Here is a 16,943-nt window from a genome sequence, read left to right as displayed (position 1 = left end):
GGGCTGCCGTCTGATCCGCATTGGCTTCCAAGGAGATCCTCACGCATGTCCGATCGTCCCGTCCTTCTCGTCACCGGCGGCAGCCGCGGCATCGGCGCTGCGATCTGCCGCTTCGCCGCCGAGCGCGGCTATGACGTCGCCGTCAACTATCAGGGCAATGCCCAGGCGGCGGCCGATGTCGTCGCGTCCTGCGGCCGGGCAGGGGCCAGGGCGGTCGCGATCCAGGGTGACATGGCGAACCTTGCCGACATCACCCGCGTCTTTGCCGAGGCCAAGGCGGCGCTCGGGCCGCTGACCGCTATCGTCAACAACGCCGCCATCACCGGCAAGAGCAGCCCGCTCGCCAAGTCGGACCCGCAGGTCATCCGCGCCTGCATCGACCTCAACGTCACCGGCGCGATCCTGGTGGCGCGCGAGGCGGCCCAAGCCCTGCTCGCCAATGAGGGCGCGAAGAACCGCGCCATCGTCAACATCTCCTCGATCGCGGCCGGGCTCGGCTCGCCCAACGAATATGTCTGGTACGCTGCCTCGAAGGCGGCGGTCGATTCCATGACGATTGGCCTGGCGATCGAACTCGCCCCGGCAGGAATCCGCGTCAATGCGGTGGCGCCCGGCATGACGCAGACCGATATCCACGCGCTCTCCGCCGGCGATCCGGGGCGCGTCGCCCGCATCGCGCCGACGATCCCGCTGCGGCGCGTCGCCGAACCGGAGGAGATCGCCGAAGCCGTGCTGTTCGCGCTCTCCGAGGCCGCGTCCTACATGGTCGGCTCGGTCATCCGGGTCGGCGGTGGCCGCTGAGAGGCTTCTTCAGTTGCAGACTTCCACCTGCCGCATGCGCCCTTCGACGAAGGCTTGCGTGAAATGGCAGGGCATGCGGTTCATCGGCTGCGAGTACCAGGTCGCCGTCGGCGAGTCGTGATAGACCGGATAGGCCTGTGTCTGTGGCTCCGCCGGAGGCTGGGTCATGTGCTGGTTCTGCATGGTCCGGTTGCTCGCGACAGTGGTGATCAGGCCATGATTGCCTGAGCCACCGACGGCAGCCGAGGCCGGTGACGGAAGAGCGAGGCTCCCGAGGGAACCGGCGAGGGCAAACGCTGCTGCGATCAGGGTCTTGTTCATGACAGCCTCCAAAGTCGCGATAGCAAGTGGTCAAGGCCATTGGCCGCGCCTGGTGGGCGGGGGCAACCGACTCTGCCGCCTCCAAATCGGCCAAGCTGTGGCCTTGTCGTGAGGCCCTAATCACGAAGCCGTGCCGCGGTACTCACGAGGCGGTGAGGCACTACTGGCGGTTCAAACGACAGAATCGGCTGCGGGAACAGCCGCAGACGGCTGGAGCCGCGGCGCGTCCGTGCTAAATCGGCTGCCGCCCTGTTCAACCGGAAGCCGCCATGCGCGTTCTATTCGTCCTGATAGCCTTCGGCATGGTCGCGGTGCCGGCCCTGCTCGCGCTGGCGCGCAGCGACCTGCCGCGCGGCCGCCGGATCGTGAATGCGCTGATCGTCTTCCTGGCGCCGGCCTTCGCGCTCGGCCTGATCCATGGCGTGCCGGAGCTCGACGGCAGGGCGCTGCAATATCCGGTCGCCTGGACGACGCTGCGGCTCGTCCTGACCGGGCTCGCCTTGATCCTGCCCTGGTGCCTCTATGTCTGGCTCAACGGCCGGCGCTGACTTTCCGACGGATTTTTCGACATGACCGAACCGACGCAGACCCCGCCGATCGACCACGCCTTCACCGGCGACCGCAAGGGCCCGGCTCATGACCCGACCTATGCCGGCGCGCTCTCCTTCATGCGCCGCCGCTACAGCAAGGACATCGCCGGCTGCGATGCCGTGGTCTGGGGCGTGCCCTTCGACCTTGCCGTCTCGAACCGGCCCGGCACGCGCTTCGGGCCCCAGGCGTTGCGCCGCGTCAGCGCGATCTTCGACGGTGACGCGCAATATCCCTCGCGGATCGATCCGTTCGAGACGCTCGCCGTGGTCGACTATGGCGACTGCCTGCTGCCACGCAGCGACCTGCAGGGCTGCGCCCGGGCGATCGAGAACGAGGCAGCAGCGATCATCGCGGGTGGCGCCCAGCTCATCACGCTCGGCGGCGATCACTTCATCACGCTGCCGCTGCTGCGCGCCCATGTCGCTCGCCATGGCAAGCTCGCCATCGTGCAGTTCGACGCGCATCAGGACACCTGGGATGATGGCGTCGGCGCGATCAGCCACGGCACCTTCGTGCTCGAGGCGGTGCGCGAGGGGTTGATCGACACCGAGCGCTCGATCCAGATCGGCATCCGCACCGTCGCGCCGCGCGATTGCGGTATCAAGGTGATCGACGCCTATCGGGCGCACGCGCTTGGCGTCGACGGCATCGCTGCCGCGATCAAGGAGCGGGTCGGGCAGGGGGCGGCCTATCTCACCTTCGACATCGACGCGCTCGACCCGGCCTTCGCGCCCGGCACCGGCACCCCGGTCGCTGGTGGCTTCTCCTCAGCCGAGGCGTTGCGGATGGTCTGGGCGATCCGCGACCTCGACTTCCGCGGCATGGACATCGTCGAGGTCTCGCCGCCCTACGATCATGCCGATGCGACCGCGATCGCGGGCGCGGCGGTGGCGCAGCACTATCTGCAGGCACTGGCGCTGAAGAAGGCGGGGTGAATCGGAATCGCAGCTTCCGCTGCCATCTGATTCCAAGCATTGCGGTATTGAGGCGGGGGGGACCCTCTCCTTCCAGGAGAGGGGTTCTGCGTTGCGGTTCCGGCGCCCCCATCATTGACAGCCGCTCCCGCCCGGAACATATAGCGCCGCATGACCACGAACCCGACCCGACGTCGTAGTGAACAGGCCGCCCCGGCGCGCCCGCGATGACGCTCGGCTTCTAGCCCGAACGCCCGCGACCGCGCCCTGAGCGCGGTTTTTTTATGCCCGTCGCAAAACTGATGTCCGGTCTTGCGACAAGGCCAAGTTCCAAAGCCAGCCAACCAGTTCCGCCCGCTTCCACCAGACACCTTGCGAGGGTCCGATGAGCCAGAACCTGAAATCCATTTTCATCGACGGCGAAGCCGGCACCACCGGGCTCGGCATCCGCGAGCGCCTCGCCGACGTGGCGGAGGTCGTGGTCAAGAGCATCGATCCGGACAAGCGCAAGGATCCGGCCGCCCGCAAGCAGATGATGGCGGATGTCGATCTCGTCGTGCTCTGCCTGCCCGACGATGCCGCCAAGGAATCCGTCGCGCTCGCCGACGAACTCGGCAGCGACGCGCCCAAGATCGTCGACGCCTCGACCGCCCATCGCATCGCGCCGGGCTGGACCTATGGCTTTGCGGAGCTGGAGCCGGGCTTCGCCCAGAAGGTCGCCAATGCCAACCGGGTCGCCAATCCCGGCTGCTACCCGACCGGCGGCATCGCGCTGCTGCGCCCGCTCGTCGATGCCGGGCTGCTACCTGCCGACTATCCCATCACCGTCAATGCGGTCTCCGGCTATTCCGGTGGCGGCAAGAGCATGATCGAGGCCTATGAAGCCGGCACGGCGCCCGATTTCGAGCTCTACGGCCTCGGCCTCAAGCACAAGCATCTGCCTGAGCTGCAGGCCTATTCGCGGCTGGAGCGGCGGCCGATCTTCGTGCCTTCGGTCGGCAATTTCCGGCAGGGCATGCTGGTCTCGGTGCCGCTGCATCTCGACACCCTGCCGGGCAAGCCCAAGCCTGCCGATCTCGAAGCGGCGCTGGCTGAGCGCTATGCCGGCTCGAGCTATGTCAGCGTCCTGCCGGCGGAAGCTGGCGGCAAGCTCGAGCCTGAGGCGCTCAACGACACCAACAAGCTCGAGCTGCGCGTTTACGGCAATGCCGATCTCGGCCAGGCCGTGCTCGTCGCCCGGCTCGACAATCTCGGCAAGGGCGCGTCCGGCGCGGCCGTCCAGAACATCCGCCTGATGCTCGGCCTGCCGGAGGGCTGATTCCGGTATCCGGCTCGGCACCGGCTCACGATTCCGCTTCGTGGCGAAACAGTGGCTGCACCCCCCAAATGGGGGATGCGGCCATGTCTGCTTGCGATCATAGCTGATCGTGGCGGCTAGGGAGCGGGGGCGATTCGATGCCGGGATTCGATACGTTGGGCGTGCGTCTTGCGCGCAGCCGGCGCAGACTTGAGCGCGAGCGCGCTGTGGTGAACATCGAGCGGCTGGCTCCGGACGGGCTAGATCTCGCCGCCCGGAGGGACGAGGCGCCAAACGTCTCGACCGGCATGCCGATGCCGGCATCTGCGCAGGTCATCAGGTTTCCAAGCCCGAATAGGCGTCTCAGGGACTGAAGCGGCCGTGCCAGGGTACGGCCGCTAGCGCTGCCGGGGGGAGGTCGAAGAGCCCTCCGGCGGCGCTTTTTCTCTCGGCTCCAGACGTCGGATCGAGGTTGCGGCCGGCTCGCCTGCAAGGGCGGCCGGCCGCTGCCGTTTCAGCCCGCGTAGGGCTTGAAGAGCTGCTTCTGCGTGCCGAGGCCCTCGATGCCGAGGGCGACGGTCTCGCCACCCTTGAGGAAGCGCGGCGGCTTGAAGCCGAGGCCGACGCCGGGAGGGGTGCCGGTGGTGATGACGTCGCCCGGATCGAGCTGCATGAACTGGCTGATATAGTGGACGAGATAGGCGGCGCCGAAGATCATCGTCTTGGTCGAGCCGTTCTGGACGCGCTCGCCGTCGACCTCGAGCCACATGGCGAGATTCTGTACGTCGGCGATCTCGTCCGGGGTCACCAGCCAGGGGCCGAGCGGGCCGAAGGTCGGGCAGCCCTTGCCTTTGGCCCATTGCCCGCCGCGCTCGGTCTGGAACTCGCGCTCGGAGACGTCGTTGCAGACGCAGAAGCCGGCGATCGCGGCCATCGCGTCCTTCTCGGCGATATAGGAGCCGCCGTCGCCGATCACGATGGCGAGCTCGACCTCCCAGTCGGTCTTCTTCGAGTTCTTCGGGATGATCACGTCGTCATTGGGGCCGACAATGCAGTTCGGGGCCTTGTTGAACAGGATCGGCTCGGCCGGGATCGGCGCGCCGGTCTCGGCGGCGTGGTCGGCGAAGTTGAGGCCGACGGCGATGAAATTGCGGACATCGCCGACGCAGGCGCCGATGCGCGGCGAACCATCGACCAGCGGTAGTGATTCGGGGGACAGGGCCTTCAGCTTGGCGAGCGAGGCGGACTTGAGCGCCGCGCCGGCGAGGTCGGAGACATGCGCAGAGAGGTCGCGCAGCTTGCCGGCAGAGTCGATAACGCCGGGCTTCTCCTGACCGAATGCGCCGTAACGAACCAGTTTCACGTCGTTTCCCCCTTTTCAATCGTTTCAAACGGAGTGTGTAAGGCTAGACCGAAGGTCGGGCCGATCCTGTGCGGACTGCCCCTGCGATGCAAGCCCGCCGCGACGCATGCCATGCTTGCGGGCGTGCCGGGAGTTGTGGCGCTTATGCAACGGTCCTCACGAAAGCGCGCTATGGTTCGGAGCCTGCGGTTGAGCCTATGTTGCGGCGCACAATGGCAAAATCCGCGATAGTTCGCATCTAAACTATCTTTTCTGTCGCCGGCCTTGCTGCAGTCTGCGCGAAACCCGCCATTTTTGCACGTTTTTGGCCCTGCCGATGCGGAAAGCCGGCCGAGCAGGGCGATTTGATGGCTATCAAGGCGGGATTGCGGCGGAAACCGGCAGGCGGCATGGTGATGACAGATTCCGCGGCCTGCTTCGCCGCAACCGCCACAACAAGAACCTCAGCCTGGGGAAAACGCCGCGATGAAGAGCCTTCTGAAACTCACCACCGCCGCCACCGTCTCGCTCTCGGCGCTGCTGGCGGCCGGCGCGGCTTCGGCGAGTTCCTTCGCGATCCGCTCGGGCCAGAGCGCCGAAGGTCTCGGCATGGCCTATGCCGGCGCGGCGGCGGGCGGCATCGGCATGGGCTCGATGGCCTGGAACCCGGCGACGATCACCATGTTCCCGGGCCGCAACAGCCAGTGGAACTTCACCTATCTCTATGCCAACGGCGACTATCAGCCGACCTCGACGACGACGGTGCGTACGCCTTCGGGGGCGACGGTTCCGATCCAGGCCGCCGGCGGCAGCACTCTGGGCACCGGCAATATCGGCGGCGACGGTGCCTTCATCCCGGCCTCCTATTCCTCCTGGCAGCTGACCGACCGGTTCTGGATCGGTCTGACCACCGGCGCGCCGTTCGGCCTGCGCTCGAAGCCCGACAACCAGGTCAATGCGGCGCAGGTCTTCGGCCGCTCGGCCAAGGTGCAGACGATCAACGTCTCCCCGACGATCGGCTACAAGGTCAATGACTGGCTCTCGATCGGCGCGGCGCTGCAGATCCAGTATTTCAAGGCCAGCCTGAAGCAGGCCAACGGTGTCACCGCCGCCGCAACGCCGGTCATCATCCAGGGCGACACGATCGATTTCGGCTATCGCTTCGGCGCCACGCTGACCCCGTTCGAGGGCACGACGATCGGTTTGGCCTACCGCTCTTCGGTCAAGCAGACGCTGGAAGGCAGCCTGCGGAGCGCGGCGACCGGCTACATCCCGGTCAAGGCCAACCTGAACCTGCCCGACTCGGTCGTGCTGGGTGTCTCGCAGGTCATCAACGACCAGTGGCAGGCCCATCTCGGCGTGGAGTGGACGAACTGGAGCCGCTTCCGCAACATCCCGGTCGTGACTCGCGCCGGTGGCGTGCCGCTCACCAGCCTGAACTTCCAGTATGACGACAGCTGGTTCTTCTCGGGTGGTGTCGAGTACAAGTATAGCCGCGATCTGACCCTGCGCGCCGGTGTGGCCTACGAGCTCTCGGCGGTGAACGACGACAACCGTCAGATCTTCATCTCGGACAATGATCGGCTCTGGCTCAGCGCCGGTCTGAGCTACCAGCTCACCGAGAAGTTCAAGCTCGATGTCGGCTACACCTATATCCACGTCAACAAGGCCAAGGTGAACTACACGGGTAACAATCCGCAGCAGGTCTTCAATCCGTCGCTGCGGGCGGTGTCCTATACCGGCCAGGCCGAGCCCTATATCCACGTCGTCTCCGCCGCTCTGACCTATCGCTGGGACAACCCGGCCGAGACGATCCCGGTCCGCCCGGTGGTCCGCAAGAACTGAGCGGTTCGTCCTCTGCTGACGAAAGAGCCGGCCTTCGGGCCGGCTTTTTTGTTGGGGCGCGCCTTTGAAAAAGGGGGCCGAGCATTGCCGCGCGGGAGAGCGGAAGGCAAGGGCCGCTCGGCAGGGCGGTGGTTCTCCTCCGCCTCTTGCCGTCAGAACCGCATCTCGACGCGTCCCTTGAGGGCGTGATCGCGGGAGCGTTCGCTGACGGCCGCGGAGTAGGTCAGGCCGAGGGCCGTGGCCTGCGAAATGCGCCAGTCGAGCCCGGCTTCGGCGGTGAGGGCGTCGCGGTCGATCCTGGCGGCGGAGACAGTGGCCGAGACAACGGCACCGATAGTCCCCAACCGCAGCAGCAGGCTTGTGCCGCTTCGCGCGCGAGGCAATGAACAGCCGTTCACATCCAGCCAGATCGATGGAGTGTGTCGAATCCGCTGCGATGTCGGTGTGCTACGCCTTGATCTTCACATAGCTCCCCGGCGCGTCCTCGAGCGCGGGCAGGGGACCCTCGCCGGGGATGCGCGGCTTGACGCGCTTGGGAGCCTGCTTCTCCAGCCAGGCGAGCCAGTGCGGCCACCAGGAACCCGGGTGTTCCTCGGTTGTCTTCACCCAGTCCTCGAAGGCGCCTTCCGGCTTTGGACCGGTCCAGTACTGGTACTTCACCTTGTTCGGCGGGTTGACCACGCCGGCGATGTGGCCGGAGCCGGCCATGACGTAGTCGACCGGTCCGCCGAAGGTCTGCGATCCCACGAAGACCGACTTCGCCGGGGCGATATGGTCCTCGCGCGTTGCCAGATTGTAGATTGGGATCGTCACCTTCTTCAGGTCGAGCAGCTTGCCGCCGAGGCGCATCTCGCCCTTGCTTAGCTTGTTCTCGAGATAGCAGTTGCGCAGGTAGAACGAGTGGTTCGCCGCCGGCATCCGGGTCGAATCCGAATTCCAGTAGAGCAGGTCGAACGGGGTCGGCGCCTTGCCCTTGAGGTAGTTGTTGACGGCATAGGACCAGATCAGGTCGTTCGGCCTGAGCATGTTGAAGGCGCCGGACATGCGCGCCCCGTCGAGGTAGCCGCGCTCGGCCATCTGCTCCTCGACGGCGCGGATCTGCTCCTCGTCGACGAAGACCGAGAGCTCGCCGGCATGGGCGAAATCGACCTGGGTGGTGAAGAAGGTCGCGCTGGCGATGCGCTTGTCCTTCACAGCCGCCATATAGGCCAGGGTCACGCCGAGCAGCGTGCCGCCGACGCAGTAGCCGATCGTTGAGACCTGCTTTTCGCCGGTGACCTGTTCGATCGCCTCTAGCGCCGCGAAGATGCCCTCGCGCATATAGCTCTCGAAATCCTTGAGCGCGTGGCGATGGTCCGGGTTGACCCAGGAGATGCAGAAGACGGTGAGGCCCTGCGAGACGCACCAGCGGATGAAGCTCTTCTCGGCGTTGAGATCGAGGATGTAGAACTTGTTGATCCAGGGCGGCACGATCAGGAGCGGCCGCTTCAGCACGGTCTCGGTCGCCGGCGCGTACTGGATCAGCTCGATGATGTCGTTGCGGTAGATGACTTTGCCCGGCGTCGTCGCGATGTTGACGCCGATCTGGAAGGCGCCGGCATCGGACTGCCTGATCTTGAGCTCGCCGCCGCCGGCCTCGACGTCCTCTGCCAGCATCTTCATGCCGCGCACCAGATTCTCGCCGTTCTGCGCCATGGTCTCGCGCAGCAGCTCGGGATTGGTCGCGACGAAGTTCGAGGGGGAGAGGGCCCCGGCGATCTGCTTGACGTAGAAGCGGGCCTTGTCCCGGGTATGCGGATCGAGCTCGTCCGCCTGCTCGACCATGCCTTCGGCCCAGCGCGTTGTCAGCAGATAGGCCTGCTTGACGAAGTCGAAGACCGGATGGCTGTTCCACTCCGGATCGGCGAAGCGTGCGTCCCGCTTCTCGGGGGCGATCACCGGCTCGACCTGCTCACCGCTCAGGCGCTTCAGGGTCGAGCTCCACAGGGAGAGGAAGTCGCTGGTGATCGCGCCCTGGGCCTCGATGATCTTCTGGGGATCGCTGACCCAGCGCTCGGCGACGCGCCCGAGTACCTTGACCATTTCGCTGGCTTCGTCGGCCTGGCCGGTCTTGGCCTCGCCGCGTTCGATCGGCTTCAGATAGGCGGCTGTCACCTTGCCGGCCTGCTCGACCAGCTTGCCCATGTTCTGCGCCATCGCATCGAAATCGGGCACGCCCGGGAGCTCGGCGAACGGAGCTTCCGCAGGCTTTGGCCCGGTCTTGCCCTTCTCGTCAGCTGGCGGACACATGATGGCGCTCCCCTCGGTAGCCTTACGCAGGAGTTGCACTCCCCATTTTGGACCCATTAAGGACCTAACCGGTATGAGTGACAAAGAAATTTTGCGGAAGCAGGGCGATGGCTGACAGGCGGATCGAAATCTCGCTCAGGGCGGCCGGGCTCGTCCTGCTCGTCGGGACTGTACTCGGAGGTTGCGAAGCCACCCGCGGCGTGGCTGAAATGACCGATCTCGCCACCAAACCCGGCGATCCCAAGCCTTTCGTCACCGAGACCCGGCCGCAGGATCCGAAATACATCCCGATCGGCACCACCGTCTCGCGGCCGGCCAAGCGCAAGACCGTCGACGAGTTCAAGAAGCTCGAGGCCGAGCTGGAAGCCAAGCGAATCTCCAACGACGCCGCCGGCGCGCAGGCGCAGAGCCTCGGCAAGGTCCTGCCGCCACCGGCACCACCGCCGCAGCCGAAGGAGTGAGGGCGGCGGGCGTGGGCCGCTTGCCTTGCATCGCCCGGATCAATCCAATGGCGGCTCCTCGGTGGAGCGCCAGCGATGATCCTGATCGGCCAGTATGATTCGCCCTTCGTGCGCCGCGTCGGCATCGCGCTGACGCTCTACGAGTTGCCCTTCGAGCATAGGCCCTGGTCGGTCTTCGGCGACGGCGACAGGATCGCGCCCCTAAACCCGCTGGTTCGCGTGCCGACATTCGAGCTCGATGACGGGCTCGTGCTGGTCGAGAGCCATGCCATCCTCGACTATCTCGACAATCTCGTTCCTCCCGAGCTTGCCCTGTTCCCGCGCACGGAGCCGGGGCGCCACCGGGCCTTGCGCGTCGCGGCGCTGGCGATGGGGCTCGCGGAGAAGGCGGTGAGCCTGTTCTACGAGCTGCGCTTGCACGACCAGGTCTCCGAGGCCTGGGCCGGGCGCTGCCGCAGCCAGATCGCGGGCGCTCTCGCCGCCCTGGAGCGGGAGAGGGCCGAGCGTATCGGCGATTGGTGGTTCGACGATCGCATTGGCCATGCCGACATCGCGCTCGCCTGCGCGCTGCGCTTCGCTGGCGAGGCGCATCCCGATCTCGTCGCGTTGAACGACTATCCGGCGCTGGAAGCGCATTGCGCCCGCTGCGAGGAGCTCGACGTGTTCCGGACGATCAGCCAGCCCTTCATTCCGCCGGCCTGAGCCGTTGCAATCGGGCGGCATGCATAGCCTTTCGATGAATCTTGCGTTTTTTGCCCTGTCAGGGCGAAAGCTGCGGTGGTAAGGCATTGCAACGCAAGAATGTGATTTGCCGTGCTTAAGCAGGGCGATCCGCAAGGACCCGTTGCCGAGATGACCGATTTCCACCGCATCAAGCGCCTGCCGCCCTATGTTTTTGAACAGGTCAACAAGATCAAGGCTGCCGAGCGCGCCAAGGGCGTCGACATCATCGATCTCGGCATGGGCAACCCTGACCTGCCGGCGCCCAAGCATGTCATCGAGAAGCTGGTCGAGACCGCCGGCAAGCCGCGTACCGATCGCTATTCCGCCTCGAAGGGCATTGCCGGCCTGCGCCGCGCCCAGGCGCATTACTATCAGCGCCGCTTCGGCGTGACGCTCAACCCCGACACTCAGGTTGTCGCTACGCTGGGCTCGAAGGAAGGCTTCGCCAATATGGCGCAGGCCATCACCGGCCCCGGCGATGTCGTGCTCGTGCCCAATCCGAGCTATCCGATCCATGCCTTCGGCTTCCTGATGGCGGGCGGCGTGATCCGCTCCGTCCCGGCCGAGCCGACGCCGGCCTTCTTCCCGGCGGTGGAGCGGGCGATGGCGCATTCGGTGCCGAAGCCGATCGCGCTCGTCACCTGCTATCCGGCGAACCCGACCGCCTATACCGCCTCACTCGACTTCTATCGCGACCTCGTCGCCTTCGCGAAGCGGCATGAGCTGATCCTGCTCTCGGACCTCGCCTATGCCGAGGTCTATTTCGACGAGAACGATCCGCCGCCCTCGATGCTGCAGGTGCCGGGCGCGATCGACGTCGCCGTCGAATTCACCTCGATGTCGAAGACCTTCTCCATGGCCGGCTGGCGCATGGGCTTCGCCGTCGGCAACGAGAAGCTTCTGGCCGCGCTGGCGCGTGTGAAGTCCTATCTCGACTACGGCGCCTATACGCCGATCCAGGTCGCGGCGGCGGCGGCGCTGAACGGTCCGGACGACTGCATCCGCGAGATGCGCGACGTCTATCGCAAGCGCCGCGACGCGCTGGTCGAGAGCTTCGGCAAGGCCGGCTGGGAGTTCCCGGCGCCGCAGGCCTCGATGTTCGCCTGGGTGCCGATCCCGGAGAAGTTCCGTCACCTCGGCTCGCTCGAATTCTCCAAGCTGCTGATCGAGAAGGCCGAGGTCGCGGTCGCCCCGGGCATCGGCTTCGGCGAGCATGGCGACGACTATGTCCGCATCGCCATCGTCGAGAACGAGCAGCGCATCCGTCAGGCGGCTCGCAATATCGGCCGTTTCCTGAAGAGCGCCGACCAGACCCTGCACAACGTCATCCAGATGCCGAAGGCGGGGTAGGGCACGCCGTCATTCCGGGCTCAGCCCTGCGGGCTGCCCCGGAAAGACAGCCCCCGGTGTTGCGCGCCGGCACTGGACCGGGCCGTCGAAACATGGGAACCCAGCACGGGGGCGGATAGCAGGGATAAAGAGTGCATCATGGTCTCGAAAGGCCGGTTGATCGGGATCATGTTCGGCCTGTTCGCGCTGGTCTGCCTGTTCGCGACTTATGATTTCTCGCGCGGCCGCAACACCGATACCGATTCCGCTTTGATCGCCGAGGTGCTGACCGCCTCGCGGGCCAAGGAATGCGGTCGCGACGCGACCGAGATCGCCGGCAAGTATTTTCCGGCCGGCATGGGCCGGGCCGAAGCCGAGCAATTGCTGGCGCAGACGGTGATCCGGGCACCCAAGCCCTGGTTCTGGAAGCCGATCGACGAGAATTCGACCCAGGCCGACGGCGACAGCGTCGAGGCGCTGCGCACCATCAAGATCACCGCTTTCGGCAACCAGCTGCTGCGGCTCTATCTCGGCTTCGAGAACGGCAAGGTCCACAAGCTGGCCGCCGAGGTCGTCTGCCGCTTCGAGTGAGGGGTGACGAGCGCGCGGTCGGGCCCATCGCCGTTGACTCCCCGCGCGCCTCATGCGACCCCGCCGCTCATGACCATGCACGCTGCTTCCTCCGAGATCAGGCCCCTGCGCGTCGGCATTGCCGGCCTGGGAACAGTCGGCGCTGCGGTCGCCGGCATTCTGAAGCGCCAGGAGAACGCGCTCGCCGCCCGCTGCGGCCGGCCGATCCGCGTAACGGCGGTGTCGGCGCGCGATCGCAATCGCGACCGCGGCATCGATCTGTCCGGCTTCGCCTGGTTCGACGATCCGGTGGCTCTTGCCGCGTCCCCCGAGATCGACTGCCTGATCGAACTGATCGGCGGTTCGGACGGGCCGGCGAAAAAGGCGGTCGAGACCGCCCTGTCCGCCGGCAAGCATGTCGTCACCGCCAACAAGGCGCTGCTCGCGGCCCATGGCGTCGCGCTCGCCGAGCTCGCCGAGAGCAAGGGCGCGGCGCTCGCCTTCGAGGCCTCCTCGGCCGGCGGCATCCCGGTGGTGAAGACGCTGCGCGAGGCGCTCTCGGGCAATAATGTCAGCCGGCTCTATGGCATCCTCAACGGCACCTGCAATTACATCCTCTCGCGCATGGAGCTCGAGGGCCTGACCTTCGAGGCCTGCCTGAAGGACGCGCAACGTCTGGGCTACGCCGAAGCGGACCCGACCTTCGACGTCGAGGGCTTCGATACCGCCCACAAGCTCGCCATCCTGACCAGCCTCGCCTTCGGTACGAAGATCGACGCCGAAGCGATTCATGTCGAAGGCATTTCCTCGATCACGCCGCTCGACCTGAAGATGGCCGACGAACTCGGCTACCGGATCAAGCTGCTCGGCGTCGCCGAGCGCACCAAGACAGGCATCGAGCAGCGCGTGCACCCGACCATGGTGCCGAAATCATCCGCGATCGCGCAGGTGATGGGCGTGACCAATGCGGTGACGATCGACGCCGATGCGGTCCGCGAGATCACTCTGGTCGGCCCCGGCGCCGGCGGCGGCCCGACCGCCTCGGCGGTGATCGCGGATATCGCCGATGTCGCCCGTGGCACGGCCGGCCAACCCTTCGGCATGCCGGTGGCGCGGCTGGAGCAGCCGACGCGTGCCCCGATGCAACGCCATGAGGGCGGCTACTATATCCGCCTCGCCGTTGCCGACCGCCCCGGTGCGGCTGCCGCGATAGCGACCCGGATGGCAGAGGCCGATATCTCGCTGGAGAGCATCGTCCAGCGCCGTTCCGAGATCGCCGCCCAGCAGGATCCCGGCGGGCGCTCCGGCGCGCCGGTCCCGGTCGTGCTGATCACCTACGCCACCAGCGAGCAGGCCATCCGCGGCGCCCTGGAGAAGGTCAGCGCCGACGGCCACATCGCCGAAGCACCGCAAGTCATCCGTATCGAGCGGGAATGAGCGTGAAAGGCGCGGTCGCCCACGGCTTCGCCATATCATCGCCAATCCGTTCGCTATTCACCTCGGCCATCCGCTAACGCGCTCAGGGAGTCCTCCATGTCCGTCGATCTCCGCATTTCGCCCGACCAGATCATCGAGCGCTATCTTTCGATGGAGTTGGTGCGTGTCACCGAGCGCGCCGCCGTCGCCGCCGCCCGCCTGCGCGGTCATGGCGACGAAAAGGCGGCCGACCAGGCCGCGGTCGATGCGATGCGGCGCGAGCTCAATCGCCTGCCGATCGATGGCGAGATCGTCATCGGCGAGGGCGAGCGCGACGAGGCGCCGATGCTCTTCATCGGCGAAAAGGTCGGCAACAAGCAGGGCCCCAAGGTCCACATCGCCGTCGATCCGCTCGAGGGCACCACGCTCTGCGCCAAGGACATGCCGGGCTCGATCGCGGTGATGGCGATGGCCGGCGCCGGCCAGCTGCTCTACGCCCCCGACGTCTACATGAACAAGATCGCGATCGGCCCCGGCTATCCCCCGGGGATCGTCGATCTCGACGCCTCGGCCGCGGACAACATCAATGCGCTCGCCCGCGCCAAGGGCGTGAAGCCACACGAGATCAATACGCTGATCATGGATCGGCCGCGCCACGAGAAGCTGATCGCCGAAGTCCGCAAGACCGGCGCCTCGATCCGCCTGATCACCGATGGCGACGTCGCCGGCGTGATCTTCTGCACCGAGCCGGAGAAGACCGGCATTGACCTCTATCTCGGCATCGGCGGTGCGCCGGAAGGCGTCCTCGCCGCGGCGGCGCTGCGCTGCGTCGGCGGCCAGATGCAGGGTCGCCTGATCCTCGACACCGAGGAGAAGCGCAAGCGCGCCGCGACCATGGGCGTCACGGACCCGAACAAGAAGTACGACATGGCCGAGATGGCCTCGGGCGACGTCATCGTCTGCGCCACCGGCGTCACCGATGGCGGCATGCTTTCGGGTGTGCGCTTCGGCCCCGAGGTGATCGAGACCGAAACGATCGTCTATCGCTCGATCACCGGCACGGTCCGTCGCATCTATGGCGAGCACCGCGAGCTCTCGAAGTTCAAGCTCGACTGAGCAGGTCTTTCGTCGTGATGGTGGGGCCCGTTCCGTGGAGACGCGGAGCGGGCCTTCTTTTTTGAGCCGGCCTGCTCACCCCTGCAGCCTGCCGCCGGCAAGCGTATGCTCGACGCAGGCATTGATATGCGTTGCCAGGACCTCGGTGGCGCGCGCGATGTCGCGGCGCATCGCGCAGTCGAGCAGGATCTGGTGTTCCTGCGCCGCCGCTTCGCCGCGGAAGATCACGGCGACCATCTGGTAGCGCAGATAGCGGTCATAGACCGAGGCATGCGTCTCCATCAGCGCCTGCGAGCCGCAGGCCGAGATCAGCGCGTGATGGAATTCCCAGTCATAGCGCTTCCAGAGCTCGGGATCGGCCCGGTCATTGTCGAGCATGCGCTTTTCCATCAGCGCCAGCTTGTGATGGGCGGCGACGACGCGCCCCTCCCATTCCATGTCGCCGACGGTGAAGGACTGGGCGAGGGCATGCCCCTCCAGCAGCAGCCGCAACGCGGCGATCTCGCTGAGGTTCTTGGCCGAGACGGCCGCGACCATGAAGCCCTTTTGCCCCTCGGCCTCGACGAGACCCTCCGACGAGAGCCGGTTCAGGATCTCGCGCAGCGTGCTGATGCTCGTCCCGTAGGTCTCGCGCAGGTCATCGAGCTTGAGACGCTGCGCCGGCGCCAGCCGGCCGAAGACGATATCGGCCCGGATGCGCCGATAGGCGAGCTCTCCGATCGAGGCGGTCGGCGGCGCGTAGTTCAACATGTGTGGGTCCGTCCGGAACAGCGGCTGGCGACGCGAGCTTAGCGGCGGAGCAGGGGAGGTACAATTGTTATGGTGAAACTAAAATCATCATAGGAAAATGAAAATATCAGTTGATTGCTGATTTTCCCTTGGGCATGGTCAGCCGCGAAGCGGGGGCAACCCGCACGGGGAGGAACGGCATGAAACAGGGAATCGACAGGCGTGCTCTGCTCGCGGCCGGTGGCGCATTCGCTCTGACGGGTGGCGCGGCCTTCGCCCAGGCCAAGTCCAATCTGCGCTTCTCGGCGGTGTTCTCGGAGCAGGACATCCGCGCCGAGATGATGAAGCGCTTCGGCGAGGCCATCAAAGACGACTTCACGCTGCAGCCCTATTACGGCGGCAACCTGTTCAAGCAGGGCACCGAGCTGGTCGCCATGCAGCGCAATAACCTCGAAATGGGGAACATCGCGCCGCAGGACGTCTCGAACCAGATCCCGGCCTGGTCGATCGTCACCTCGGCTTATCTCTTCCGCGATGCCGACCATCTCAAGAAGGTCTTCGCCAGCCCGGTTGGCGCCGAGCTCAAGACAATGGCCGAGGACAAGCTCAACATCAAAATCCTCGGGCCGACCTATTTCGGCGCCCGTCAGGTCGGCCTGAAGCCGAAGAAGAAGGTCAACACCCCGGCCGATCTCGCCGGCGTCAAGCTGCGTATGCCGGGCGGCGACGCCTGGCAGTTCCTCGGCCAGTCGCTCGGCGCCAATCCGACGCCGATGGCCTATGCCGAGGTCTATACCGGTCTGCAGAGCGGCGCGATCGACGGCCAGGACAACCCGCTGCCCAACGTCCAGAACATGAAGTTCTACGAGGTCTCCTCGCAGATCGTGCTGACCTCGCATCTCGTCGGCTTCGACCTGCTCTGCGTCACCAAGCGCGTCTGGGACGGGATGGACGCGAAGAAGCAGGCAGCCTTCCAGGCCGCGGCCGACGCCGCGATCGACTGGAGCACCAAGGAGCATCTCTCCAAGGAGGCCGAGCTGGTCGACTTCTTCAAGAAGCAGGGGCTCGAGGTCTATACGCCCGATCTCAAGGCCTTCCGCGATTTCGCCCAGAGGAAGTACCTGGCATCCGAGCTGGCCAAGGGCTGGGTTCCCGGAATGATCGACAAGATCAACGCGCTCTAAGGCGCGACCGAGGTC

Annotated in this window: 17 protein-coding genes; 12 read left to right on the top strand and 5 right to left on the bottom strand. The window is 66.0% G+C overall.

The genetic code is table 11. The features are described from left to right. The first annotated feature begins 45 nt into the window (after positions 1–45). On the top strand, positions 46–801 hold the full coding sequence (locus tag VGV58_RS11200; RefSeq protein ID WP_326874085.1) for an SDR family oxidoreductase: 756 nt from the start codon (positions 46–48) through the stop codon (positions 799–801). Positions 802–810: 9 nt separating this feature from the next. Here VGV58_RS11200 and VGV58_RS11195 read toward each other — a convergent pair whose 3' ends face one another. Continuing rightward, complete coding sequence (locus tag VGV58_RS11195; protein ID WP_326874084.1) at positions 811–1,122, bottom strand: hypothetical protein; 312 nt, start codon at positions 1,120–1,122, stop codon at positions 811–813. Positions 1,123–1,391: 269 nt separating this feature from the next. On the opposite strand from VGV58_RS11195, the gene VGV58_RS11190 reads away from it, so the two are divergent. The 3 genes from VGV58_RS11190 (at position 1,392) to argC (ending at position 3,945) form a co-directional block, all read left to right on the top strand. Next, entirely contained in the window at positions 1,392–1,670 is a 279-nt protein-coding gene (locus VGV58_RS11190; RefSeq protein ID WP_326874083.1) for a hypothetical protein, read from the top strand. A 21-nt stretch (positions 1,671–1,691) separates the two neighbouring features. After that, positions 1,692–2,648 carry an agmatinase gene (gene speB, locus VGV58_RS11185; RefSeq protein WP_326874082.1) on the top strand — a complete coding sequence of 319 codons (957 nt, stop codon included), beginning with the start codon at positions 1,692–1,694 and terminating at the stop codon, positions 2,646–2,648. Positions 2,649–3,012: 364 nt separating this feature from the next. Next, positions 3,013–3,945, top strand: coding sequence for an N-acetyl-gamma-glutamyl-phosphate reductase (argC, locus tag VGV58_RS11180; protein ID WP_326874081.1), 933 nt, complete (start codon positions 3,013–3,015; stop codon positions 3,943–3,945). A gap of 493 nt (positions 3,946–4,438) precedes the next feature. Here the strand turns inward: argC and VGV58_RS11175 are convergent, their stop codons facing one another. Beyond that, positions 4,439–5,287, bottom strand: a complete 849-nt coding sequence (locus VGV58_RS11175) for a fumarylacetoacetate hydrolase family protein (protein ID WP_326874080.1) — start codon at positions 5,285–5,287, stop codon at positions 4,439–4,441. A 465-nt stretch (positions 5,288–5,752) separates the two neighbouring features. On the opposite strand from VGV58_RS11175, the gene VGV58_RS11170 reads away from it, so the two are divergent. After that, entirely contained in the window at positions 5,753–7,111 is a 1,359-nt protein-coding gene (locus VGV58_RS11170; protein WP_326874079.1) for an OmpP1/FadL family transporter, read from the top strand. 152 nt (positions 7,112–7,263) lie between these two features. Here the strand turns inward: VGV58_RS11170 and VGV58_RS11165 are convergent, their stop codons facing one another. Together VGV58_RS11165 and VGV58_RS11160 are read right to left on the bottom strand one after the other, a co-directional pair. Further along, the gene (locus VGV58_RS11165) at positions 7,264–7,455 is read right to left on the bottom strand and encodes a hypothetical protein (protein WP_326874078.1); all 192 of its coding nucleotides are present in this window, start codon (positions 7,453–7,455) and stop codon (positions 7,264–7,266) included. 103 nt (positions 7,456–7,558) lie between these two features. After that, a complete protein-coding gene (locus VGV58_RS11160) occupies positions 7,559–9,400 on the bottom strand; it encodes a PHA/PHB synthase family protein (protein WP_414643934.1) in 1,842 nt (613 codons plus the stop codon). A 107-nt stretch (positions 9,401–9,507) separates the two neighbouring features. Between VGV58_RS11160 and VGV58_RS11155 the strand changes: the two genes are divergently transcribed. From VGV58_RS11155 to glpX, 6 genes are all read left to right on the top strand, one after another. Beyond that, complete coding sequence (locus VGV58_RS11155; RefSeq protein WP_326874077.1) at positions 9,508–9,861, top strand: hypothetical protein; 354 nt, start codon at positions 9,508–9,510, stop codon at positions 9,859–9,861. Positions 9,862–9,936: 75 nt separating this feature from the next. Next, on the top strand, positions 9,937–10,563 hold the full coding sequence (locus tag VGV58_RS11150) for a glutathione S-transferase family protein (RefSeq protein WP_326874076.1): 627 nt from the start codon (positions 9,937–9,939) through the stop codon (positions 10,561–10,563). 150 nt (positions 10,564–10,713) lie between these two features. Then, positions 10,714–11,934 (top strand): LL-diaminopimelate aminotransferase, encoded by a 1,221-nt coding sequence (locus VGV58_RS11145; RefSeq protein ID WP_326874075.1) that lies wholly within the window; start codon positions 10,714–10,716, stop codon positions 11,932–11,934. 138 nt (positions 11,935–12,072) lie between these two features. After that, entirely contained in the window at positions 12,073–12,504 is a 432-nt protein-coding gene (locus VGV58_RS11140; RefSeq protein ID WP_326874074.1) for a hypothetical protein, read from the top strand. Between the two features lie 75 nt (positions 12,505–12,579). Then, entirely contained in the window at positions 12,580–13,920 is a 1,341-nt protein-coding gene (locus VGV58_RS11135) for a homoserine dehydrogenase (protein ID WP_326874127.1), read from the top strand. A gap of 96 nt (positions 13,921–14,016) precedes the next feature. Next, on the top strand, positions 14,017–15,015 hold the full coding sequence (gene glpX / locus VGV58_RS11130) for a class II fructose-bisphosphatase (RefSeq protein WP_326874073.1): 999 nt from the start codon (positions 14,017–14,019) through the stop codon (positions 15,013–15,015). Between the two features lie 75 nt (positions 15,016–15,090). Here the strand turns inward: glpX and VGV58_RS11125 are convergent, their stop codons facing one another. Continuing rightward, a complete protein-coding gene (locus tag VGV58_RS11125; RefSeq protein ID WP_326874072.1) occupies positions 15,091–15,765 on the bottom strand; it encodes a GntR family transcriptional regulator in 675 nt (224 codons plus the stop codon). A gap of 179 nt (positions 15,766–15,944) precedes the next feature. On the opposite strand from VGV58_RS11125, the gene dctP reads away from it, so the two are divergent. After that, the gene (gene dctP, locus VGV58_RS11120) at positions 15,945–16,928 is read left to right on the top strand and encodes a TRAP transporter substrate-binding protein DctP (protein WP_326874071.1); all 984 of its coding nucleotides are present in this window, start codon (positions 15,945–15,947) and stop codon (positions 16,926–16,928) included. Positions 16,929–16,943 lie beyond the last annotated feature (15 nt).

It is taken from the genome of Allobosea sp., from assembly GCF_035944895.1.
In the GTDB taxonomy this organism is placed as follows: Bacteria; Pseudomonadota; Alphaproteobacteria; order Rhizobiales; family Beijerinckiaceae; genus Allobosea.
The sequence above is the reverse complement of the archived record's forward strand: the minus strand, read 5'-3'. Positions and strand labels throughout refer to the sequence as shown.